General features: G+C 48.5%; 21 protein-coding genes. 18 read left to right on the top strand and 3 right to left on the bottom strand.

What is annotated here, in order from left to right:
- Positions 1-148: 148 nt before the first annotated feature.
- The 6 genes from AC3RCL_RS17250 (at position 149) to AC3RCL_RS17225 (ending at position 5,469) form a co-directional block, all read left to right on the top strand.
- Positions 149-664, top strand: a complete 516-nt coding sequence (locus tag AC3RCL_RS17250) for a DUF3189 family protein (RefSeq protein ID WP_015734970.1) — start codon at positions 149-151, stop codon at positions 662-664.
- 204 nt (positions 665-868) lie between these two features.
- Complete coding sequence (locus AC3RCL_RS17245; protein WP_015734971.1) at positions 869-1,084, top strand: hypothetical protein; 216 nt, start codon at positions 869-871, stop codon at positions 1,082-1,084.
- A gap of 156 nt (positions 1,085-1,240) precedes the next feature.
- On the top strand, positions 1,241-2,836 hold the full coding sequence (locus tag AC3RCL_RS17240) for a spore germination protein (RefSeq protein ID WP_492530948.1): 1,596 nt from the start codon (positions 1,241-1,243) through the stop codon (positions 2,834-2,836).
- 36 nt (positions 2,837-2,872) lie between these two features.
- The gene (locus tag AC3RCL_RS17235) at positions 2,873-4,078 is read left to right on the top strand and encodes a Ger(x)C family spore germination protein (protein WP_015734973.1); all 1,206 of its coding nucleotides are present in this window, start codon (positions 2,873-2,875) and stop codon (positions 4,076-4,078) included.
- A gap of 9 nt (positions 4,079-4,087) precedes the next feature.
- Positions 4,088-4,327 (top strand): hypothetical protein, encoded by a 240-nt coding sequence (locus AC3RCL_RS17230; protein WP_015734974.1) that lies wholly within the window; start codon positions 4,088-4,090, stop codon positions 4,325-4,327.
- 17 nt (positions 4,328-4,344) lie between these two features.
- On the top strand, positions 4,345-5,469 hold the full coding sequence (locus tag AC3RCL_RS17225) for a GerAB/ArcD/ProY family transporter (RefSeq protein ID WP_492530945.1): 1,125 nt from the start codon (positions 4,345-4,347) through the stop codon (positions 5,467-5,469).
- Between the two features lie 200 nt (positions 5,470-5,669).
- Here the strand turns inward: AC3RCL_RS17225 and AC3RCL_RS17220 are convergent, their stop codons facing one another.
- Positions 5,670-6,065, bottom strand: coding sequence for a CopG family transcriptional regulator (locus tag AC3RCL_RS17220; protein WP_015734976.1), 396 nt, complete (start codon positions 6,063-6,065; stop codon positions 5,670-5,672).
- A 326-nt stretch (positions 6,066-6,391) separates the two neighbouring features.
- Here AC3RCL_RS17220 and AC3RCL_RS17215 point away from each other — a divergent pair, with 326 nt between their 5' ends.
- Positions 6,392-6,955 (top strand): dihydrofolate reductase family protein, encoded by a 564-nt coding sequence (locus AC3RCL_RS17215; protein ID WP_145036043.1) that lies wholly within the window; start codon positions 6,392-6,394, stop codon positions 6,953-6,955.
- Positions 6,956-7,035: 80 nt separating this feature from the next.
- On the opposite strand, the gene AC3RCL_RS17210 is transcribed toward AC3RCL_RS17215, so the two are convergent.
- On the bottom strand, positions 7,036-7,842 hold the full coding sequence (locus AC3RCL_RS17210) for a phytanoyl-CoA dioxygenase family protein (protein WP_036663364.1): 807 nt from the start codon (positions 7,840-7,842) through the stop codon (positions 7,036-7,038).
- Between the two features lie 133 nt (positions 7,843-7,975).
- Here AC3RCL_RS17210 and AC3RCL_RS17205 point away from each other — a divergent pair, with 133 nt between their 5' ends.
- The 11 genes from AC3RCL_RS17205 to AC3RCL_RS17155 all read left to right on the top strand — a co-directional run bounded on the left by AC3RCL_RS17205 (position 7,976) and on the right by AC3RCL_RS17155 (position 21,314).
- The gene (locus tag AC3RCL_RS17205; protein WP_492530942.1) at positions 7,976-8,782 is read left to right on the top strand and encodes a helix-turn-helix domain-containing protein; all 807 of its coding nucleotides are present in this window, start codon (positions 7,976-7,978) and stop codon (positions 8,780-8,782) included.
- Between the two features lie 607 nt (positions 8,783-9,389).
- A complete protein-coding gene (locus AC3RCL_RS17200; RefSeq protein WP_492530940.1) occupies positions 9,390-12,629 on the top strand; it encodes an NHL repeat-containing protein in 3,240 nt (1,079 codons plus the stop codon).
- Between the two features lie 428 nt (positions 12,630-13,057).
- Complete coding sequence (locus AC3RCL_RS17195; protein WP_015734981.1) at positions 13,058-14,017, top strand: ABC transporter permease; 960 nt, start codon at positions 13,058-13,060, stop codon at positions 14,015-14,017.
- A gap of 37 nt (positions 14,018-14,054) precedes the next feature.
- Positions 14,055-14,951: a carbohydrate ABC transporter permease gene (locus tag AC3RCL_RS17190; protein ID WP_096775595.1), complete on the top strand. Its 897-nt coding sequence runs from the start codon at positions 14,055-14,057 to the stop codon at positions 14,949-14,951.
- 65 nt (positions 14,952-15,016) lie between these two features.
- Positions 15,017-16,609 (top strand): ABC transporter substrate-binding protein, encoded by a 1,593-nt coding sequence (locus tag AC3RCL_RS17185; protein ID WP_145036051.1) that lies wholly within the window; start codon positions 15,017-15,019, stop codon positions 16,607-16,609.
- A gap of 119 nt (positions 16,610-16,728) precedes the next feature.
- Entirely contained in the window at positions 16,729-17,856 is a 1,128-nt protein-coding gene (locus AC3RCL_RS17180; RefSeq protein ID WP_009590558.1) for a GntR family transcriptional regulator, read from the top strand.
- A gap of 195 nt (positions 17,857-18,051) precedes the next feature.
- Positions 18,052-19,017, top strand: coding sequence for an AAA family ATPase (locus AC3RCL_RS17175; protein ID WP_492530936.1), 966 nt, complete (start codon positions 18,052-18,054; stop codon positions 19,015-19,017).
- Positions 19,018-19,032: 15 nt separating this feature from the next.
- On the top strand, positions 19,033-19,683 hold the full coding sequence (locus AC3RCL_RS17170) for an RNA ligase family protein (RefSeq protein WP_340966279.1): 651 nt from the start codon (positions 19,033-19,035) through the stop codon (positions 19,681-19,683).
- Positions 19,684-19,915: 232 nt separating this feature from the next.
- Entirely contained in the window at positions 19,916-20,377 is a 462-nt protein-coding gene (locus AC3RCL_RS17165) for a hypothetical protein (protein WP_492530934.1), read from the top strand.
- 40 nt (positions 20,378-20,417) lie between these two features.
- Positions 20,418-20,768 carry a DUF4181 domain-containing protein gene (locus AC3RCL_RS17160; protein ID WP_015734987.1) on the top strand — a complete coding sequence of 117 codons (351 nt, stop codon included), beginning with the start codon at positions 20,418-20,420 and terminating at the stop codon, positions 20,766-20,768.
- Between the two features lie 96 nt (positions 20,769-20,864).
- Positions 20,865-21,314 carry a DUF1569 domain-containing protein gene (locus tag AC3RCL_RS17155; protein WP_492530932.1) on the top strand — a complete coding sequence of 150 codons (450 nt, stop codon included), beginning with the start codon at positions 20,865-20,867 and terminating at the stop codon, positions 21,312-21,314.
- A gap of 109 nt (positions 21,315-21,423) precedes the next feature.
- Here the strand turns inward: AC3RCL_RS17155 and AC3RCL_RS17150 are convergent, their stop codons facing one another.
- Positions 21,424-21,909, bottom strand: coding sequence for a hypothetical protein (locus AC3RCL_RS17150; RefSeq protein WP_492530930.1), 486 nt, complete (start codon positions 21,907-21,909; stop codon positions 21,424-21,426).
- Positions 21,910-22,082 lie beyond the last annotated feature (173 nt).

Raw genomic sequence — 22,082 nt, 5'->3', positions numbered from 1 at the left:
ATCGGATTCATCCCGAAGAAGCCCTGATCATCAGGGCTTCTTTTAGTTGCGAAAGTATCAAGTCTAGCAATCCATGAATCGCGGGCGAATGAGATTTACATAATGGGTAATAATAAGCTCATTAAATCGGAAGGATGGGGTCATGGACATGATATTTATTTATAATGATTATGGCGGAACCCATACAACATCTCTGGCTGCAGCTTATCATTTGAATAAATTGCCGACCAATCGCCAGCTTACGAAAGAGGAGATTCTGGCGGTAGACTATTTCGATAAACTGAATACGTCCGATATGGGTAAACTTATCTTTCACGGTCTGGACGAGAACGGGAACCCCGTGTACACCATTGGACGGGGTTCATCCAAAGTCGTAGTTCCCGCGTTGGAAAATGTGTGCTTGATTCTTCAAGACAAATACCAGAATGACGAGCCGATCGTATTCTCCAACACATCGCCTACCGTGCCCATCATCATGTCGATCGGGGGATTTTTGTCCAAGAGGCTAAAACTGAGTTTCGTCGGCAGTCCGTTATTGGTGGCAGGGGCCAAGCAGTGCTGCAGCACGATCCGCGAGCTGGTCTTATATACTAAACAAACGGCGGCATCGAGGTCCGGCTCGGAGTCCGTTATCGTGATGGAGAACAAGAATTTCTCACCTTAACCATAGCAAGGCATCATGAAGCTGAGAGGATAATCCTGAATTTGCAGGGTTATCTTCTTTTTTTATCATTCGCCGAGCATCTTATGAGCTGCTTGATCTGGTATAATTTAGGGACGCTTGATCGGATCGGGGAACCGTCTCGCATTTATAACTCAGTCCCATCGTCCCGCGGTCCATACGGCAACATGAAGGGGAGTGATGGTAATGAAACGTTTATTCACAATCAGCACTTGGGTTGTCATTGTGACGTATCTCTTACTCCTGATGATGGGATGGTTCAGAGGAACGTTATCCATTCGTGCCGTTATTTTCATGACCGTCATTACAATCTTGATTATCGCCATTGTGTATGGGCTGACTAAACTGATTCGATACTTAAACCGTAAGCTGTATAAAGAGCTGAAGCGCATGATGAAATAATCGTTCGGCTGGTGAAGCATAGGGTGACGCCGGGGGTCAATCGACTCCGTGGATGTCATCCTTTTGTTTGTTCGGACAACATTTTCGCAAAAGTTTACAGCCTGTTTTCTTCGGCAATAATGGGGGAATAGCATCTGTGAGAGGAAGAATGTTCTTATGCGGTATCGAAGAAGAACCGGCCATTCCAACAAAAACAACACCAAAGATACCCCATCGGCTGCTGCAAAGAAGAAAGATTCTAATGCTTTAAGCCCGGAACTCGAAAGCAACCTGAACCATATCCGAAGGACTCTCGGTAACAGCACCGATATCGTCATCAGGGAAATCCCGCTTGACGAAGGCGAAAAACACTATATGGCTGTTGTATACACGGACGGCCTGGCCGATCAAAAGATCATTTCGGAATCCATCATGTCCGCTGTAGCCGACATTGCGAAATCCAGGGCTAGAGAAAATACGGAGTATGGGAAACCATTGAAAGCTCAAAAGGTACTAGAAGAAATCTCTTTCATAAGTAAAGAGATACAGTCCATATCTGACTATAAAACGCTGTTCCATTCTTTATTGTCGGGAGACGCGATCGTGCTGGTTGATGGCTTGGATCGAGGCATCGCGGCCGGCGCCCGGGGATGGAAGGACCGCGGAGTCATGGAAACATCGGCTGAAAATGTCGTGCGCGGCCCGCGCGAATCCTTTACGGAGGCAGTTCGAACGAATACGGCTTTGATTCGCCGAAAGATCAAGGATCCTCATCTATGGATGGAAACGAAGCAGATCGGACGCATTACGCAAACGGATGTCGTTATGATGTACATCGATGGCATCGCCAACGAGAAAATTGTCGGCGAAGTGCGCACTCGGTTGGAACGAATCGATGTTGACAGCATCTTGGAGAGCGGTTATATCGAGGAGCTTGTGCAGGATAAGACCCTGACTCCTTTTCCCACGATTTATAATACCGAGCGACCCGACGTGGTCGCAGCCGAGCTGCTGGAAGGCAAAATCGCGATTATCGTGGACGGCACTCCATTCGTTCTGATCGTTCCTGCCTTATTTGTTTCGTTCTTGCATGCTGCAGAGGATTACTACCAGCGCGCGGATATCAGCTCGTTTCTGCGGATACTGCGCTATCTGAGCATATTCATTTCGTTGCTTGGGCCATCACTTTATGTGGCGATAACCACCTTTCACCACGAAATGCTGCCGACACGGCTCCTATTCGGGCTAGCTGGACAGCGCGAGCAAATCCCATTTCCCGCCTTCGTTGAGGCGGTCCTCATGGAGGTAACCTTCGAAATTCTGAGGGAGGCAGGCGTTCGGCTGCCTAAAAACATCGGATCCGCTATTTCCATCGTAGGAACGCTGGTCATTGGACAAGCCGCCGTTGAAGCAGGGATCATCTCTCCAGCCATGGTCATTGTGGTGGCTATTACCGCTATATCCAGCTTTGTTGTTCCATCTTTTAACATGTCTATTGCTTTTCGGATGCTCCGGTTTCCGTTAATGGCGCTTGCCGGGTCCTTCGGACTGTTCGGCATCTTAGTTGGGGTCATCGCGATCATACTCCATTTGTGCAGCCTTCGTTCGTTCGGAATTCCGTATATGTCGCCTTTTGCCCCATTAATTCCGGAGGGGCAAAAAGATTCCATTTTGCGGCTGCCACACTGGATGCTGATAAACCGCCCCCGACTGATCAATCAGGACAACGAGAAGCGCAGGAAAGACACACCTCCCCAGAAGTCGCGGGAATAGTTGAATGCAGATCAGTGGGAAAGCGAGTGAAATGGAATGAAACGGATATTGGCGCTGCTGCTCCTGCATATCGTAATCATGCTTCTTCTTAGCGGATGCTGGAATCGCAGGGAGTTAAACGAGCTGGCCATAGCGGTGGCCGCAGGGGTAGATTGGGTGGACGGCCGCTACCGACTGTCGATCCAGGTCGCTATCCCTGGGCAGGTTACCGCCAAACGAAGCGGCGGTCCCCAAGCGCCAGCTACGCTGTATACAGCCGAAGGCGACACCATATTTGAAGCGGCGCGGAGGATGACCCAGATTAGCCCGCGAAAAATATATTTTTCTCATTTGCGGATGTTTCTGATGGATGAGGCGATGGCAAGGGAAGGGATAGCCAAAGTTCTGGATCTGTTATCCAGGGATCACGAATTCAGACCTGATTTCTACCTGGCAATTACCAAAGGGGCAACGGTCGAGGAAACCTTGAAAATCATGACCCCCATGGAAACGATTCCTGCAAATAAACTATACGATTCCCTGCAAATCTCCGAGAAGGTATGGTCACCGAGCATGGCCGTAACGCTGGATGAATTGATCAACGACATTACCAGCATTGGAAAACATCCCGTGCTAACCGGACTTGTGATTACAGGGAACCGGGAAATTGGAAAAACAAAGAAAAACGTAGAAAATATCCAAACGCCAAGCCAATTGAAATATTCGGGGTTTGCTGTTTTTAAAAATGACAAGCTGATTGGCTGGTTAAATGAGAAAGATAGCAGAGGATATCGATTTATAATGGGGGACGTTAAAAGCTCTGTAGGTTTCATACCCTGCCATAACGACGGCAAGGTCGTAGTGGAGACGCTTAGGACCGATGCGAAGCTTAAGGGAAGAATCGTGCAATCCCGTCCCGAGATGAGCATCAAATTAAATATCGAAGGAAATATCGGCTCCGTGGAGTGCAGCGGGTTGGATTTATCGCAGCCTGAAACAGTGAGGGAACTTGAAGAGGAAATGGAGGAAAGGTTAACTCGATTTTTGGAGTCGGTGATCGATAAAGTACAAACGGAGCTTAAAGTGGACATATTCGGTTTCGGAGAAACGTTTCACCGATCTCATCCTAAACAATGGAAAGAGATGCAGGATGCGTGGAATGACCGATATTTCCCGAACCTAAAGACCCATGTCAACGTGGATTACAAAATCCGGCGAACCGGCACAACCAATAATTCATTTCTAAATGATATTAAGGAATGAGGCAAATTCATGCTGAATATCGCATTAATTGCAGTTTCAGCCGCAATTATAACCTGGCTTGAGCTGCCTAGGATGCTGCGGGAAAAAGAATACAGGGAAGTCTGGGGATTCGCGGCATTCATGATCATTGCCATAGGAATCAGTGTGGCTCAAACGATCTTGAGAGATATACCAACTCCCTTGGTCATGATTACGATTGCCTTCAAGCCGCTCAGCGATTGGCTTACAGCCATCGGTTTGATCCAATGAGAAAGGGAGCGGGGAAGATGCCTGTAGTAAAAATTTCATTGCGCCAAGTTAGCATTTTAACCGCTATGTATACAATCGGAAGCGCAATTCTTATCGTTCCTTCGGGTACGGCTAACATTGCCAGGCAAGACGCCTGGATTGCCGCCTTGGTTGGGATCGGGCTGGGCTTCATCTTCTTAGCGGTGCAGCTGCAATTGTCCCAAAAATACCCGGAATCGAATTTAATGCAATTGACTGAGAAACTATTGGGAAAATGGATCGGCAAAACGGTAAACTTTCTGTTATTACTAACATTATTTCTAAGTGGTCCAGCATCAGTGTTGCACGAAATTAGTGACTTCATGACCATCCAAATGCTGCCCGAAACCCCGGTTCAGGCGATTATTTTCCTCTACGGAGCACTTGTTGTCTTGGGGGTACGTTTAGGGCTCGAAGTGCTGGCCAGATCAGCGGAGATGCTATTTCCATGGTTTCTTTTTCTGTTTCTGTCCATGAGCATTTTATTGTTGTCAGAAATTAAATGGGAGAATGCACTTCCCATTTTCGAATCGGGAGCCAACCCTATTTTCCCGGCTGCGATCTCTTTCGCTAGTACTGCGTTTCTGCCAAACATCGTGTTGATGATCATCTACCCGGGAGCCGTCAACCGCCCGGCGGAGACAAGCAAGGCCGTTTATATTGGAAGCCTATTGGGAGCGGGGGTGCTTTTTACGATTATTGGATTAGCAATTTTGGTCTTGGGTCCGGACATTGCGGCACGAAATATGTATCCAAGTTATATGCTGGCCAAGAAAATCAATATCGGTAATTTTCTTCAGCGCATTGAAGCGGTCATGGCGGTGATGTGGTTTATCACTTTGTTTTTCCGAATCTCCTTGTACTTTTACGCCATTGCAATCGGCATCAGCCAGATATTTAATATCAAAAATTATCAGCCGCTGGTCGTGCCGCTAGGCTGGATACTTGCCGCGGTTTCCGTCTTTATATATCCCAATGTTCCTTACAAGTTGGAATGGGACGCAAAGACTTGGATTCCGTATACGATCACCGTCGGATTTATATTTCCATTGGTGTTGTTCTGGATGCACGGACTCCGTAAATTGCGGTCCAAAAAAACAAAAAAGTCCTCGAAATCCGCCTGAACGATTGGAGGACAAAGTGGGTTGTTCGATAATCCACTGTAATCGTGATTGGAATGGAAATAGCTTGGCTGTGCGATCCGTCTACTTGTAGACGGTTTTTTATGTTGAACCGGCAGGAAAGGGTAGATTTTCTCTTGCGCACTAATATATGAAGCCACTCAGACTTCATAAAAGAACGGCAATTGTGCTTTATGCAAATCCTAAGGCTTATCACCGATTAAGCCCAACAAAAACATTTGAGAATAAGCGTAACCTTTATAAGTCTTGGATAAACACGAAGGAATCGTAAGATCCAGATCCATGTAGGTAGTCAAGATCAATTGAGTGAACTCCTTCTGGTTCGTCAAGGAATGCTCCTGCAATTGTTTGGCGAATTCCTTGCTGACATGTTCTCTTCCTCCAAGTGCTTGCTGTAATAGGTAACCTGCCAAGTATAACTCGGCAGCTGTATCTTCATCTGTCCCTCGATGCTCAGCTACATAATTGCTGATCCAGTCGCGAACAAGAGTTGAAGGGTCTGTGTTATTCTCCTTCGCAATCTCTTGAAAGCTCTCCTTGAGGTCTTTGGATAGACGGATGTGCAGATTGGTATCCATGGGCAAAGCCTCCTTAACGTAGTGAATCTATTGTACGCATAATGTAAACACGTTGTCAACACAAAATAACTCGCGAAAACACCGGAAAAGCTCCGGTGATAACCGATAGAGGGAGCAACTCCCATCCAGTGCTTGAAATGACGGTTGAAGCAGATACCGTGATAGCCAGAGACAAGAACATATACACGCTAGAAACCGGGACTATCGCGATTTTTTGTTTTATTTGTTTTAAATGATGTGGAAATCAGCAATTAAGAAGAAATCATTGATAGTCGAGTACGATAAAATCAGTGAGTATGCTCAATATGTGAATCGAGGAGGACTTAATGATGGGTAGAATCATTCTGACTATGCAGACTACGATGGACGGCATTGTATCAAATGAAGATCAATGGATGACATTAAATGAGGAAATCTTTGAAGATTATTTAGAGTACTATAATACTATAGACACGATTATTATAGGCAGCAATTCGTATTCATCATTAGCACAGCATTGGCAAAATGCAGAGAATTCATCTAACGACGACCTTGAACGAGCTATAGCCAAGCGCATAAATGCCATCCCCAAATTTGTGATTTCCAGCACGAAAATGGATCTAACTTGGATAAACTCTCAGCAAATTCTAGTAAATGGTGAAAATTCCATGGCTCATGAAATCGAGATCCTCAAAAATAGAGAAGGGAATATCTCGGTAGAGAGTGGAGTAAGAACGTGGCAATTATTTATCCAACATGATTTATTTGATGATCTGTGGTTATTTATACATCCGGTAATCGTTTCACAGGGAGAACGGTTGTTTGCGCTTGCAAATAAACGATTCACTATGAACCTTAACAGCAGTAAAACCTATGGCAACGGTGTACTTGGACTGTACTACAGTAAATAGGGCACTGCTATGAGAAGAGGTCCTATTCGAGGAAACCAGTGCGGCCAGCGTCTCTAAGATGTACGCTGGCCGCCTTTATTTCAATGGGGATAAGCCGTATCGAATTCGATGCCGCACGGACCGCCATTCGGATTGACGTCAAGGTTGATCTCCGTGCCGTCTTCCCGGAACAAAGGCCGATAAAATGCACCGATTTTGGTAGCCGACGCGTTGGCGTAATGGCAGATGAAAGCGCGGCGGAACCGGTTGGATTTGTTGCGGTAAGAGCCGTGGATCAGGTTGCCGTTAAAGAACAGGACGTCCCCTTTGTCCATGATCGCGGGGAGGACCTTTCGATCCTTGGGCGGCTTCACGAAATGAGTGGTAAACGACTCGTTCGAATCGGCTTCTTCCGGGCATACCAGGTCATAATCACTTGTTTTCGGAACGACGAGCAAACCGCCGTTCTCTTCATTAGCCGCGTCGATTGCGGTCCATGCCGCGATGCAGTTGCCCGGTTCCACCTGCAGGTAGAAGTTGTCTTGATGCAGCGCTTGGCCGCGGGAGCCTGGAGGCTTGTAATAGAACATGCTTTGGGCGGCGAGCGCCGGTTCCCCGTACAAATCGGCCAATACCTGCATGACCGGTTTATGCAGCATGTATTTCTTCGCGGTTGCATGAAAGCGGTGCGGATGCATAACGCGGGGATAACGTTTGAGCGGTTCAACGGTTTCATCGTCCAGCACAGGCTCAAAGTGGCCGGGCACGGTCGTGTGGCTGATCTCCTCAAACGTTGCTTCGATCTCCGACAGCTCCTCCTCGCGGAAGAGGCCTTTTACAATCAAATATCCCTCCGTTTCGAATTTGTGCAGCTGTTCTTCCGTCAATACGTGTAACTTCTCTCTCATAGCAATTCCTCCCGCAAATTAATGGTTTTCCTGTTGACAATAGAATAAGGTCTGCTTAACTTGAGAGGAAGTATGATTTCTGCTTAATATTACCGGAATTCTGCTATTCGGGGTACAGAGGAGGAGAGACCGCTTGAGAACGCCGGCTGATAGGCATGCCATATCCTTAGAAAGCACCGGAACCATATTCGGCGATCATTTCGAGCAAGACGATTCTTATCGCCTGCGTCGTCCTAACGGAATGCAGGACTGGCTGCTTGTTTACACGCTGGAGGGTGAGGGCTATTTCCGCACGCCTGCCGGGGAGAAACGCTGCGGATCCGGGCAGCTCGGACTGCTGCGCGCCAACATCGCCCATGAATACGGGACCGTGCAGGGGACGCATTGGAACTTTCTTTGGATCCATTATCCCGGGCTTCCGGAAAACGGGATGCTGCCGAACGAGGAGTTTCTGGTCGAAACCTTGCCCGATGAACGTGTCCGAGGCCGTGTCGAGCTGGCCTTTCGTAATGTGCTGCAAGATTCGCTGGACCGGTTAGAACTGTGGGAAGCTCTGAGTGAGAACGCCCTGCGTGAGATTTTGCTTCTGCTTGCACAGCGGACAAACAAGAGGCTAGATCCCAGAGTCGAGCAAACGCTTGGGTTGTTATCCCGTTCGTTAAAAGAAGACGTCAAAATTGATGCCTTATCCCGAGAGATCGGAATTTCGGGATCCAGGCTGGCGCACTTGTTCAAACAGCAAACGGGATCCACCATTTTGGAGCATCTGAACCAGATGAGGGTTCGCCATGCCGCTTTATTGATGAGCCATTCGGGCCGTACGGCGAATGAAGCTGCCCACGACGTAGGGTTTAACAGTTACAATCATTTTGCCGATCAGTTTCGCAAGCAGTTCGGGGTTTCGCCGAGGCAGTACCGCCAGGCATGCAGGCATCCATGAATGTGCCGGGTTTACATTCGATGCCTGAATGAAGACGGTGCAGACATATCAGACTAACATACGAAATGACAGGGAGGACTGCTGAAGGGCAGTCTTTTATTTTTCTATTCCCGCATTTGAGATATCATCGGTTTCTCAGCCATTTCGCTATGATCCCAATTGTAGATTTTCATAAAGAGCTTGATAAAATTGAGCAAGATACCATCCGTATGACGGTCCCCTGCTGTTTATGCGGGGCCGCTTATGATGCGGCTTTTTTGTCGTTCGGCCTTAACTTTGTGACAGAATCGAGCTTGGTTAACCGCTAGAAATAACAACTTTTCTGCTGTGATGCTTCTGCTTCTTTTGAAATATCCACATTGTCGAATAAAGGGACAAGAGGAATATGGCATGATCGTTATGGATTGACACCATCCCGGTATTTGCCTAATATACGGCCAGACGGTTCCGCTAGCTTTCCATATTCCACCAGAGCGGGTTGCGTCTAATCATGACCAAAGGAGGTTCAGTTTACTAAAAAACAGAGGCTGAATGCCTGCCGGATTCGTTCATAGCTATTAGAGCGGTCTTACGGGATAGTCAACACCGAAATCTAAGGAGGTCATTTATGAGATTTGCAAAAAGCGGCAAGTACCAGGTATTTATGCTGGCATTGTGTCTGTTATTGGTTTGTTCGGGCGGCGGTCTCGCCGCTGCTTCCGGGGAGAGCAGGCTTGCTCAAAAAACATACGGAACACCGGAGGAAATTCTCGTTCCTAACAACTATACGGTTGCCGTGTTCAACGGTACGGCAGGGAAGGAAGAAGGCCGCAACGTTCTTTATGCGACCAGTAAAGGAAAGCCGGGGCATCTTAACGTGATCGATCTGGAGGATTATAAACTGCTTCGCAGCATTCCGATCGGCCCCTCCGAAAGCTCCTGGGCACATACCACGGCACCGGACGGTACCTTGTTCCTTGCGGCCGACGGCGGCGGAGCGAGGCTGTGGAGTTACTCACCGGTTACTCATGTCCCTGTGCAAGTTGCACAGTTCGATGGCCAGTCGGTTCCGAACAGCATCACCACGGATGAACAGGGCCGCGTGTATGTCGGAACCTATCCCGGCGGCAAAGTGTACCAGTACGATCCGGCTACGAAGCAAACCAAAGATTATGGCCGCGTCATCGGGTCGCTTGACCAGGAGTATGTGCGCTCCATCGCTTACCAGGGCGGCAATATATATGCCGGTACCGCGCATAAGCAGATCGTACGCGTGAATTTAGCGACCGGTGAGAAAACAAATATCGCGGCTTCCCTGCCGGTTAAAGAAGACACCGTGTATGACCTGAGCACGATTGATAACCGTTATTTGTTTGCCCGATATACGGACGGAAGCGGCATTCCTGGAGAGGCGTTTATCTACGATACACAGACGGAAAGCTGGCTGGATGTTGTGCTGGAGAACGTAACGGGGCTTCACGCAACGGACTCGCTTGACGGAAAACTGTATTACATGTCCGACAAGAAGTTGAAAACGTTTAATCTTGCCACGCATGAGGTCGAGTTGACCGGCATGGAGTACAACAGCGGATTTAGGGGAGTAGATTGGGTGGAATTTCCCAATAATCCGGAATACCCGGGCAAAAATCTGGTGACCGTCCGTTATGACGGCGGTGTTACGATCATGAACATCGAAACCAAGCAGGTGCACCTGATGCCGCCGGTCATCCCGGGTCTGCCCGGCGTTGTCAACCGGTTGAAAAGCGTATCGGACACTCAATTGATCACCACCGGCTCGCAGGCCCGTTCCTCGCTCGTCGATCTGACCAATAACACCGCAACGCCGTTCAGCATCGGCCAAGCGGATAGCGTTCATGCCGTAGGCAATAAAGTCTATATGGGCGTGTACCCGGAAGGCGGACTGTACGAGTTCGATTTATCGACAGAGCCTGGAATGAACAATCCGAAGAGACTGGCCGTTCTGGGCAACGATCAGGAGAGGCTGGTTGATATCTCCAGTTCCAAAGGCAAGCTCTACATTTCGACGATTTCCGGTTACGGCACTTTGGGCGGCTCGTTGACCGTTTATGATACCGCCACCGGAGAAATCAACGTTCATCGCAACGTCGTCCAGAATCAAAGCGTGCTCAGTACGACGGTTCATGACGGCAAGGTGTTCGGTTCCACCACGATTCGGGGCGGACTGGGCTCCGAGCCGACGGAAGCGGAAGCGAAGATTTTTGTTTGGGATGAAGAGACGCAGCAAAAAATCACCGAGTTTCCGCTCCGGGTTCCGGGGCTAGATAAACCGATATTCATCGGAGATCTTTCGGCCGGTCCGGACGGCTTGATCTGGGGAGCATCCTATGAGTATATTTTTGCGATCGACCCCGATACGTATGAAGTCGTGAAGAGCAAAAAAGTGTATCCAAGCTTGAATTTCAGCCAATGGGCGCATCACCCGCTCCGCTGGTCGGAGGATGATCTGCTTTACGTGCTGTTCAACAATAAATTGACGGTCATTGACCCTGAAACGCTGGAGCATCGGACATTGGCCGACACCTCCAGATTCGATTTACATGCCGACGGGAATCTCTATTTCACGGACATGCAGACCAATACGATTCTGTATCGGATGGAAGTTGACGGAGAGGTCGTGGAAGAACCGCCGCATACGGCTGTTCCCGTCACCAATCCTGGTTTCGAAGAGGAAATGAAGGGATGGAGTCAATTATTCGCTTCAGGCAACGGTTATCGCTATGATCTCAGCACGGAACGCAGTTTCACGGGAACGCACAGTCTGAAGATTACGGACACGCTGAGAACAGCATCCGTTGCCGTCCAAAGTGATGCGATTCCCGTCATCCCGGGAGAGGAATATACGGCAGGCATGAATCTCTATATTGAATCGGGCCAGCCGGGTTTTATGTTCCGATTCTTTGACAGCAATAACGCCACGATTTCCACACTGGAAACCCATTTGGATGAATCGCGATTGGCCCAGTGGCAGAAAGTGACGCTCAGAGGGAAGGCTCCGGCTAATGCGGCTTATGCGAAACTGATTGCGGTAACTTCCAGATACAATGTGGCAACAGCCTATTATGACGATTTCTTTGTAACCGTAAAAGACAGCGTTCCTCCCGTCACGACGGTTAGCCTATCGCCTTCTCCCAACGAGAACGGCTGGGTGAATACCGATGTGTCCTTGTCCATCTCTTCCGACCGCGCGTACTCTATTGCATATGCTGCGGAAGGCGCGCAGCCGATAGAGAAGACCACGGTAAAAGGGAGTACGGCTCAGCTTCAAATCACTGAGGAAGGCGTCACGACGGTTACCTATTCCGCCACCAACTTCTCAGGCGTATCTGAGGCACCTGGAACGCTGAACGTGCAAATCGACAAGACGGCTCCAGTCGTTGAATTCACCGGTGAGCGAACGTACACGGTAACCGACTCCGTATACGTTTCGTGCAGTGCCGTCGACAGTCTGTCAGGGTTAGCTGACAATCCTTGTTCTCTTCCGCTGCTCGAACGTCCTGCCTATTCCTTTGAACCGGGCTCCCATGAAATATCCGTAACGGCAGTCGATCTGGCCGGAAATAAAACGGAATCCGTCTTTCGTTTTGAGGTAGCCGTGACCTATGACAGCTTGATCGGGCTGGTAGAGCGTTTCGCAGGAAGCGATCAGGGAATCGCACAATCGCTGTCTACGAAGCTGCAAGGCGCCAAAGAGGCGGAGGATCGGGGCAACGACTCCGCTAAGCAAGGCAAGCTGAACGCTTTTACCAATCAGGTCAGGGCACAATCCGGCAATAAATTGACGGATGAACAGGCGGATGTGCTTGCAAAGCTGGCAGCATATCTATAAGCAGACTTAGAGCAAGGTAATGAACATCGACCATGCGTTTCTAAACGCTCGTTTATTTAATAGAAACAGCCGCGTAAACCATGCGGCTGTTTCTTTTTTTCGGAATGATACCGGCCCTCCCTTGTGGGATCGTTCGACAACCTACGGCACGCAGGACGATGTTAATAAGGCTGCAACCGTCGAAATTTGTCATAACAATTCCGCGTTTATACAACTAAAGTAGCAATTATTCGATGTCATATTGACTGGAAAATAAAACCTCACTAAAATGTGTTATAACAAATTATTAATTACATAACAAATGTTAGTACAAGTGAATAGAAGGGAGGTGTCATATTACTGTACCAAGCAGATATTGCTGATGATCTCGCACAGCTCAGACTTCTGCTACACGCCATTCGATTAGATAAAGGAGGTCATGATTAAGCATGGACGCCCGATTAAACTCGGCATCCCCACAGCCCGCTCCCAAACCCACCCGGTGGACGCATGTTAAGAGGCAGCTAAAGCGAAATATCGGGCTGTATATCATCATTTCCCCGGCAGTGCTTTACTTTTTGATCTGGCATTATTGGCCGATGTACGGCGTACAAATCGCTTTCAAGGATTTTATGCCCGGGCTTGGCATCTGGAACAGCCCATGGGTCGGGTTCGAACATTTCGAGCGGCTGTTTGACGCCTATTATTTTTGGACGATTCTGAAAAATACGATCGGGATCAGTTTATACGGACTGCTGGTCGGCATTCCCGCACCGATCCTGCTGGCGCTATTGTTTAACGAGATTCGGAATCGCAAATTCCGCTCATTCGCTCAAAGCATTTCTTATGCTCCTCACTTTATTTCGGTCGTCGTTGCAGTCGGTATCCTGTTTTTTTTCATCTCGCCTACGAATGGCGTCTTTAACTCCATCCTAGTCTCCTTGGGGAAGGAACCGGTCGATTATTTGGCAGAGCCGTCTAAATTCTGGCATCTCTATGTCTGGTCGGGCGTATGGCAGGGAGTTGGCTGGTCTTCACTCATCTACAGCGCAGCCATCTCGGGCATCTCGCCGGACCTGTACGAGGCGGCATATATGGATGGCGCCAGCAAATTTCGCCGAATTTGGCATATTACGATTCCCGGCATCGTCCCGACGATCGTCATCCTGTCTATCTTGAGTGCAGGCGGCATCATGAGTGTCGGCTTCGAGAAAATCCTGTTGATGCAAAACGCGATGAACCTGGAAACCTCCGAGGTAATCTCCACTTACATGTACAAGAGCGGACTGCTTAACACTCAGTACAGCTTTTCGGCGGCAGTTGGCCTGTTCAACAATGTGATCAATTTTATCATCCTGATCATCGTTAATGCGGTTGCGCGCAAGGCGGGGGAGACCAGCTTATGGTAAAGGCCGTCGATGCAGGAACAAGGAGGGAACCTAAGAAGTGCTGCTGAACATTAAACGAACGCCAGGAGAAAAACTGGCCGATATCATAATATTAGTGCTGGCGATTCTCGTGACCATCGTCATTTTGTACCCGCTCATTTTTGTTTTGTTTGCGTCATTCTCCGATCCGCGCCAAATATGGGACAAGCCGCTGCTGCTCTTTCCGGCAGGTTTCAACCTGGACAGCTATGCCAAAGTATTCGAGAACAGCGAAATATGGAGTGGGTATGCCAATACGCTGCTTTACGCTCTCGTGGGTACCGCGATCAATATCATGATGACGGTATTCGGTGCGTACCCGTTATCCAGAAAGCGCTTTTATGGCAAGGGACTATTCACGTTGCTGTTTGCTTTTACGATGTTTTTCAGCGGCGGGCTGATCCCGCTGTACTTGGTGAACAAGGAGCTTGGATTACTGAATACGATGTGGGCATTGGTGCTGCCCGGAGCGATCAGCGCCTACAACATGATTATTATGAGAACCTATTTTCAGACTCGGATTCCGGTGGAACTGGAAGAGAGCGCCTACGTCGACGGCTGCAACGATTACCATATGCTGTTCCGAATCGTGCTGCCTTTGTCCATGCCGATCATTGCTGTGATGATTCTGTTCTATGGAGTGGGCCACTGGAACTCGTATTTTGACGCTATGATTTATTTGACGGACCGGGAGAAATTCCCGCTGCAGCTGATTTTAAGAGAAATCCTGGTGCAGAACGACTTCAAGGAAATGGCCGGAATTTCGGTCGGCGCCGAATACGCGGATCAGATGATGGTTAAGGAAGGGCTGAAATATGCGATCGTCGTATTATCCGCCCTGCCGCTCTTGCTATTGTATCCGCTGCTGTCGCGATTCTTTGAGAAAGGCATCATGGTGGGAGCTATCAAAGGGTAAGCCGATATAGGAGCGGTCAATTACCGCTTGGAACTCATAATCATGAAAAGAGGGGATATGGATTTATGAGAAAAGGAATGAATCTTCTGCTTGCTTTCATGTTGACATGCTCGTTGACGCTTTCCGCCTGCGGCGGATCAGGGGGAAAGGCGGAGCCGGAACCAGCCGGAACGGACGGAGACACCGGGAACATCAAGCTAAGGATCGTCAAACGCGGATATACCGATGTGCATCCACCAGCTGATCAATTATGGATGTGGCAAAAATACGAGGAGATGTCCGGAATCGAGGTTGAGTTTGAGGAGCTGGCCGGTTCCGCCGTAACCGAGAGGAAAAATGTCATGCTCGGCTCCAACGACCTGCCCGATGCGTTCTACCGTATTGCCTTCGGCACCGACGAGCTGATGAAATATGGCAAGCAGGGCTTGTTTGTTCCGCTCGAGGACTTGATTGAACAGCATGCGCCGAATTTAAATAAGCTGCTCAAGGACAACCCGGATATCAGAGGAGCGATTACGATGTCGGACGGACATATATACGCTCTTCCATACGTTGATTTTTCGAAAGCGTTCAATTCCGTTCGCCTGTATATTAATCAGGATTGGCTGGATGAAGCGGGGCTTGAAGTGCCCAAGACGACCGAGGAGTTCCGCCAAGCGCTCATGAAGGTTCGGGAGAAGGACAGTTCCCGCCTCGGCTGGGTGCTTGAATCGCAGTACTGGACCTTCCTGGAGAGCTTTCTGGCCGGCAGCTTCGGCATGGGCGAAGGCGGCGCCAAGGCTTTCGGACAGTATCTCTATAAGGACGCTGACGGACAAGTCAAGACGACGTTTAACGATCCGAAATACAGGGAGCTCTTGCGTTATATGAGCGATCTGTACAAGGACGGCTCGTTGGCTCAGCAGAATTTCACGACCGGCTACGATTATGCCAAATGGTCTACGGACGGCTCCAACAATTTGATCGGCTCGTTTGTATGGGAAGGGCCGGGATATATCGGAAAGGAAGCGGCCGAAAATTATGTGGGCATCCATGCCCTGGAAGGTCCGAACGGCGATAGAGTCGCGGGGGTGCTGGGACCGCCGGCCAAAGGGATCTTCGGTTTCGTGATTACCAACAAAAACAAGTATCCGGTCGAAACCATCAAGTGGATCGATTATTTCTACGGTGAAGAAGGGATTAACTTCGCTACCTTTGGATTGGAAGGAGAAACTTACGAACTGGTGGACGGCAAACCGAAATACAAGGACGAAATATTGAACTACAAGGGTGGCGTGCAGCTGGGTGCCTTCCAATATGTTGATAATGTGTATGGCGCTTATTATCCTTATGTTGAGCCTGACGACGATTTGCGGATGGCGGCTCGCGGGACGACGGTCGCTGACGAGATCAAAGCGGATCCTGCCGAGCTGGATGAGCTGGCGCCTAAAGAGCTTTGGCCGGATTTTGTTCCCACGGATGACGAAGCCAACCAAACCAGCGCGATTCTGACCGACATCAATAAATACATGGAGGAGATGCGGGTCAAATTTGTCACGGGTAAAGCGAGTCTGGACACGGATTGGGATAACTACGTTAAGACCTTGGACAAAATGGGGGCCCAGCGTTACCTGGAAATCAAAAGAGCGCAGTATGAACGCTATACGAACGTGAAGTAACCATGACGGGACGCAGGCATGATCGATCGAGGCGGTTTACATGCCAATGATGCAAACGCTATAATTTTAGTTGGACTAGATCAAACCGGAAAATAGATAAAGATGGGATGAGAACCAAGTTGACCAAAGACAATAAACCGCTGTACCGCGTGATGATGGACGAGCTAAAATCGAAAATTTCATCCGGCCTGTACCCTTCCGAGGCCCAGCTTCCTACCGAGGCCGAGCTGAGTACGGCCTTCGGCGTGAGCCGCATTACAACAAGAAGAGCGCTCGAGGAGCTGGAGCGGGACGGGTTCATCTACCGCGTCAAAGGAAGCGGCAGCTTTGTCAAACCCCGGCAGCGGGGGCAGGAGCAGCGATCGGTTGGAACGGAAAAAATGATATCGCTGATCCTGCCTTCCGAAGACGACCGCGGCACGATGGGGTATATTCGCGGCGCTTCGGACTGGCTGAACGCGAACGGCTACTATTTAAGCATTCATCAGAGCGATTATGACTCCCAGAAGGAGCGCGATCTCCTGGAGATGCTGACCCGAAAGGGCATTGCAGCCATTATATTGTACCCGCGGAACGATCATACGAACTACGATATCCTGCATCGGCTGTGCCTTGAAGATTATCCGATCGTGACCATCGATAAATATTTTGACAGCCTCCCGCTCGGGGCGGTCGTTTCGGATAATTGGAGCGGCTCTTATCAAGCTGTATCCCGATTGATAGAGCTTGGACACCGAAAGATTGCGTTTCTGACCGCGGTCAGCATTGAATCCACTTCGTCGGTGCGCGACCGGTATTTCGGATACTGCCAAGCGCTAAAGGACCATGGGCTTCCCCTTGACAGTCGTTATATCAGGCTGAACATGAAGGGTTACCGGGAGAAGGTCGGCGTGGAGCAATTTTATAACGAGCTGCTGGACTCGTACAAGACGGAGGGGGTGACGGCCGTTCAGACGGAAAATGATCTGATCGCCGCCAACCTGCTAAACCTCTGTTTGGAGAGGGGGATCCGCATTCCGGACGATATCTCGATCATTGGCTTTGATAATAATCCGGTCACGGAGCATGTGATGATCCCTCTCACTACCGTCGAGCAGAACTTTTACGAGATCGGCCGCCAAGCGGCCGAGCATGTCGTAAACTGGCTGGAGAGAGGGAAACCGACACCGGGCAGGGCGCTGATCCCTGTTAAGCTGGTGGAGCGGGATACGACCGCTCCTGCTCCGAAAGCGAGATCGGGCAAGTAGATACGACATAAAGGCTGATTGTCTGCGGATGCACTTTCTGCAGGCAATCGGCTTTTTTGTTCGGTATGTAAAAGTTGAATATACATATTCTTTGCTTACTCAAGCAAAGTGCAAGCGTGGTACATTATTTGGAGGGAAGGATTTCGTTTAAACCAAGACACCATGCTAAGCTAGTCGCGAAAGGAGGTGAATTTCATGAGTACGATTCATATGCTGGTCGGGATACCCGGCAGCGGGAAAAGCTATTATGCCAAACAATTGTGCAAAAGCGAGCGGGCCGTGCTGGTTGCGACGGACGCGATACGCGAAAGATTGTTTGGCAGCGAATCCAAACAGAAAAATACGTATATGGTATTTGACGAGGCTTTCGCCGAAATCGAAGATGCGCTGAAGTCGGATCGAAACGTCGTATTCGACGCAACGAATGTCAGCCGGGAACGAAGACTGAAATTTCTGAAACGGTATGGCGATCGACGGGTGGAGTGCCATATCTGCACGACTCCTTATGAAGTGGCCCTGGATAGAGTTAAGAGACGAAAACGCCGGCTGGATGAGAAGATCATGACCAAGTATGCCAAGAATCTTGAATTCCCGGTCATGGGGGAAGGGTTTGTCGATCTGCATCTCGTTCATGAGGCTTGTGAAACTCAGCTGGCAAGAGAGGATTTGGAACAGCTGCTAACGCGCAGGCCGGATCACGATGAGTTGTTCGGTTACTTATCGCAATCCCCCTATTTTCAAACGATGCTGGGATTTGATCAAGAGAATCCGTTCCATTCGAGAACGTTGTCGGAGCATACGTTTGCCGTGCTGGAATACATCCAAAATTGCTATGAAGGTGAAGGCGATCATCTGCTGGCTATGCAATTTGCGGCTCTGTTCCATGACGCGGGCAAGCCGTTTTGCAAAGTATGGAAGCAGGCTCGAGGATACTATTCCTATTATGGGCACGAGCATGTATCGGCCATCATGGCATGTCATGCCTTAAAAGACCTTGGGTATGAGGATGAATTTGTGCTTCATGTCGTCCAACTTGTCAGCTTCCATATGGAAATATTGCATGGAGGCGATGCCGGCGCATCCAAGATTTATCATTTGTTAGGCGAGGATTTGCTGGCTCAGCTGTATTTCTTCGCAGAGGCCGATACGTTCGGCAAGTAAGAGAGGTGAACAACGATGAAAATGAAATACCCCAGAACGATGCATCTGCCCTGGTCCAGAGGTTATACCGACGACGATAAGATTTTGCGGAATACCGACCATTTTAAGGGGCAGGAGGTCGTCATTACCGAGAAAATGGATGGGGAGAACACCACCATGTACCCCGATTTCATTCACGCCAGATCCCTGGACAGCAAGGATCATCCTTCCCGTCATTATGTCAAGACGCTGCATGGGGGCATCAAGTATTTGATTCCGGAGGGATATCGTCTCTGCGGGGAAAACGTCTATGCCAAACATTCGCTTTCGTATTCGGCGCTGCCGTCCTACTTCATGCTGTTCTCCCTGTGGAATGAGTTGAATGAGTGCCTGTCATGGGATGAGACGGAGGAATGGGCGGAACGTCTGGGGCTGGTTACGGTTCCTGTGTTGTACCGGGGAATCTGGGACGAGGAGGCTGCCAAGGCTTGTTATACGAAGCGATCTTGCTGCGGCGGTGAACAGGAAGGTTATGTGGTTAGGCTTGCTTCCGCATTTGCATATGACGATTTTAAGCATAGCGCTGCCAAGTATGTCCGCAAGAATCATGTTCAAACCGACGAGCATTGGCTGAGCAAACCGGTGGAAGCGAATCATTTGGCTGCAGGAGATTTGAACGGTAAGTAAGTATTTTATTGTTTTTAGAATATGAGGTGTTGATCATGTAATTTCTAAATGCTTTTTAATAAAATGATGTGGATACATAGCACTGATATGAGCTGCCGCTAAAATGGGGGCTTTTTTTATTGGAATTATTGCAATATTGCAAATCAGGTTACCATATTTTGTGAGTGCAGGTATAATGAGCATATACTTTAAGTGAATACAGAATCAACCTTATTCGATGATAGGAGATTATATGAACAATAACAGGATGTTTAGCGTTTCGGCACCGTCTGGCATTAGATTAATGGTTTCCATGCTGCTCTTAATCGTTATTCTTCTTGGAAATATCATGTTGGAACAGGGAGAAAGGGATTTCTTTTATTATGCCTGTATAGTGTGGTTAGTTTTTTGTTCCACCGTATTCATCATCTCCTTCTACAGAACCTGCCTGATGAAACCAGGCGTGATGAAAATGCATCAAGACGGGATCATAATAAACGGAAAAGAAATGAACGCAGATTCCGTGGCATGTTTACTGATCAACCAGGACAGGAAACCGGTGATCGGAATCAAGCCGAAAGGGCGTGCAATCGTACCTCTAAAGTTATGTTTAACGTTCACGGAGGATCAGGTGGAGGGAATCAGGCAGCTGGAGATTTGGGCCAGCGAAAGACATGTGAAGGTTTCTAAAGGTTTTTTTATGAGATGGTTGTAGAAAGCACTTGCATTTTATTCCACCTAAAGGAGGATGGTAAATGGAGGGATTATACTCATTTATAGTCCTTGTTATTATAGTTGGACAATGGGTCCTAAGGAAGATCATTGATGTAGGCGAAGAAGAGATGCGTGACACACCGGTGTATAAATGGTATCTTCTGGGCTCATGGGCTTTATTAATTCCGATACTCATTCTTGTATGGACGATGGATAGAAGCAGACCTTATCCCATATGGCCATTCTTATTATCCCTAATCTTCTGCTTTCGCGGATATATGGAGTGGAAATACATACGCGAAACCAGGCGCCATCAAGTTTCAATCCTATTGGCTGCAGTTTCACTTTTCTTCACAGGTTGGATGATATTCATTCTCTTATTGAAATATTAAAACAAAAAAGCAATCCAAAAGAAATGTCCCGTAGATGGGTCAGCTATCATATAATCAGGTGTTTAGACATGGATTTCATTATAGGGAGAGGCAATCATGAATAATATGTTCAATCATTTCGATATGACCCAAATATTAAACCGAATCGACGCATTAAGCCCTCAATCACAACCGTTATGGGGAAAAATGGATGCTGCCCAAATGCTGTCTCACTGCTCCGCGTTCCAAGACATCGCCATCGGCATCACAAACCCGCCAAGAGGCTGGCTAGGTAGGTTGGTAGGGAATTTCGCGAAGCCCGTGTTTTATAATGAAAAACCGTTACCTCGCAACATGTCGACTATTCCGGATATTTTGATTGCGGATCCAAGAGAATTTGAAACGGAAAGAGAACAATTGAAAGAAAAATTGATAGCATTCCAAAAGCACGGACCCGAGAAATGTACCACGCATCCTCATCCTTTCTTCGGTAAACTGACCTCGGAGCAATGGGGGAGGGGATTATACAAGCATCTGGACCATCACTTGAAACAGTTTGGCGTTTAAGGCTCAAGAAACCTATGTAATGTGGATACGGATGCAACCCGTAGAGCCATGACTACGAAGGTTGGCTCTACGAGGTTGAAGGGTCTTGCTGCAGATTATGTATTCTTCTTTATAACCATTCCACGTATTTCTCCATCGTAAACTCGCCTTCCAATTCCAGTCGGGTATCCGGCTTACTGCCATCATAATAATTGACGTCCAACGTCGTTCCAGTCCAGTATACGTTAAATACGCCATGTCCCCTATACTCAATGCGTCCCCGGTTATCATTTACCTCCTGGTTCTCAAAATAATAGAGTCTTGCATCCAGGCTTCTGGAGTTCTCGTTGTAGCCCCGGGCAAGCGCAAATTCCAGTGGTGCAAACTCATTCAGTTTTAGCGTATCCAGGTAAATCGTAAGTTCCGCGTCCGGATTGTTCAGCAGCTCATCCGAATCCGGGAAATCCTGAAGCGGTTCGGTCTCGGTTTCCGTTTCAAACCACAGCATGATTTGCGGCCGTTCATTGACTTGGCTGCGGGTTGCATAGGCTTTGGATTCGGCCAAAGCGTGTTTTTCGGTTCCGTTATAACGGATTAATGTGATCGTTCCCGGCATGTGATTCTCCTTGTCTATTGTATTCGATTATTATAGAATGTCAGATTTGCCTTACTAAATGGTAGCATAAACCAATCATCGCACCAATAAGTTAGCATAACTTTCCCTTACCTTATCTGGCGAATGGAACGATAAAAGTAGAATGTGCAGGGGCGGGATATGGAATCTCCTAT

This window comes from Paenibacillus sp. MT86 (assembly GCF_058792535.1).
This window is presented reverse-complemented; position numbering and strand designations above follow the sequence as displayed.

Coding starts and splice junctions, on each gene's coding strand:
- AC3RCL_RS17160 (WP_015734987.1), top strand. CDS start 20,418: ATGGAGGGATTATACTCATTTATAGTCCTTGTTATTATAGTTGGACAA.
- AC3RCL_RS17220 (WP_015734976.1), bottom strand. CDS start 6,065: ATGGATACCAATCTGCACATCCGTCTATCCAAAGACCTCAAGGAGAGC.
- AC3RCL_RS17185 (WP_145036051.1), top strand. CDS start 15,017: ATGAGAAAAGGAATGAATCTTCTGCTTGCTTTCATGTTGACATGCTCG.
- AC3RCL_RS17165 (WP_492530934.1), top strand. CDS start 19,916: ATGAACAATAACAGGATGTTTAGCGTTTCGGCACCGTCTGGCATTAGA.
- AC3RCL_RS17235 (WP_015734973.1), top strand. CDS start 2,873: ATGAAACGGATATTGGCGCTGCTGCTCCTGCATATCGTAATCATGCTT.
- AC3RCL_RS17200 (WP_492530940.1), top strand. CDS start 9,390: ATGAGATTTGCAAAAAGCGGCAAGTACCAGGTATTTATGCTGGCATTG.
- AC3RCL_RS17245 (WP_015734971.1), top strand. CDS start 869: ATGAAACGTTTATTCACAATCAGCACTTGGGTTGTCATTGTGACGTAT.
- AC3RCL_RS17225 (WP_492530945.1), top strand. CDS start 4,345: ATGCCTGTAGTAAAAATTTCATTGCGCCAAGTTAGCATTTTAACCGCT.
- AC3RCL_RS17175 (WP_492530936.1), top strand. CDS start 18,052: ATGAGTACGATTCATATGCTGGTCGGGATACCCGGCAGCGGGAAAAGC.
- AC3RCL_RS17230 (WP_015734974.1), top strand. CDS start 4,088: ATGCTGAATATCGCATTAATTGCAGTTTCAGCCGCAATTATAACCTGG.
- AC3RCL_RS17240 (WP_492530948.1), top strand. CDS start 1,241: ATGCGGTATCGAAGAAGAACCGGCCATTCCAACAAAAACAACACCAAA.
- AC3RCL_RS17155 (WP_492530932.1), top strand. CDS start 20,865: ATGAATAATATGTTCAATCATTTCGATATGACCCAAATATTAAACCGA.
- AC3RCL_RS17150 (WP_492530930.1), bottom strand. CDS start 21,909: ATGCCGGGAACGATCACATTAATCCGTTATAACGGAACCGAAAAACAC.
- AC3RCL_RS17250 (WP_015734970.1), top strand. CDS start 149: ATGATATTTATTTATAATGATTATGGCGGAACCCATACAACATCTCTG.
- AC3RCL_RS17215 (WP_145036043.1), top strand. CDS start 6,392: ATGATGGGTAGAATCATTCTGACTATGCAGACTACGATGGACGGCATT.
- AC3RCL_RS17210 (WP_036663364.1), bottom strand. CDS start 7,842: ATGAGAGAGAAGTTACACGTATTGACGGAAGAACAGCTGCACAAATTC.
- AC3RCL_RS17195 (WP_015734981.1), top strand. CDS start 13,058: ATGGACGCCCGATTAAACTCGGCATCCCCACAGCCCGCTCCCAAACCC.
- AC3RCL_RS17170 (WP_340966279.1), top strand. CDS start 19,033: ATGAAAATGAAATACCCCAGAACGATGCATCTGCCCTGGTCCAGAGGT.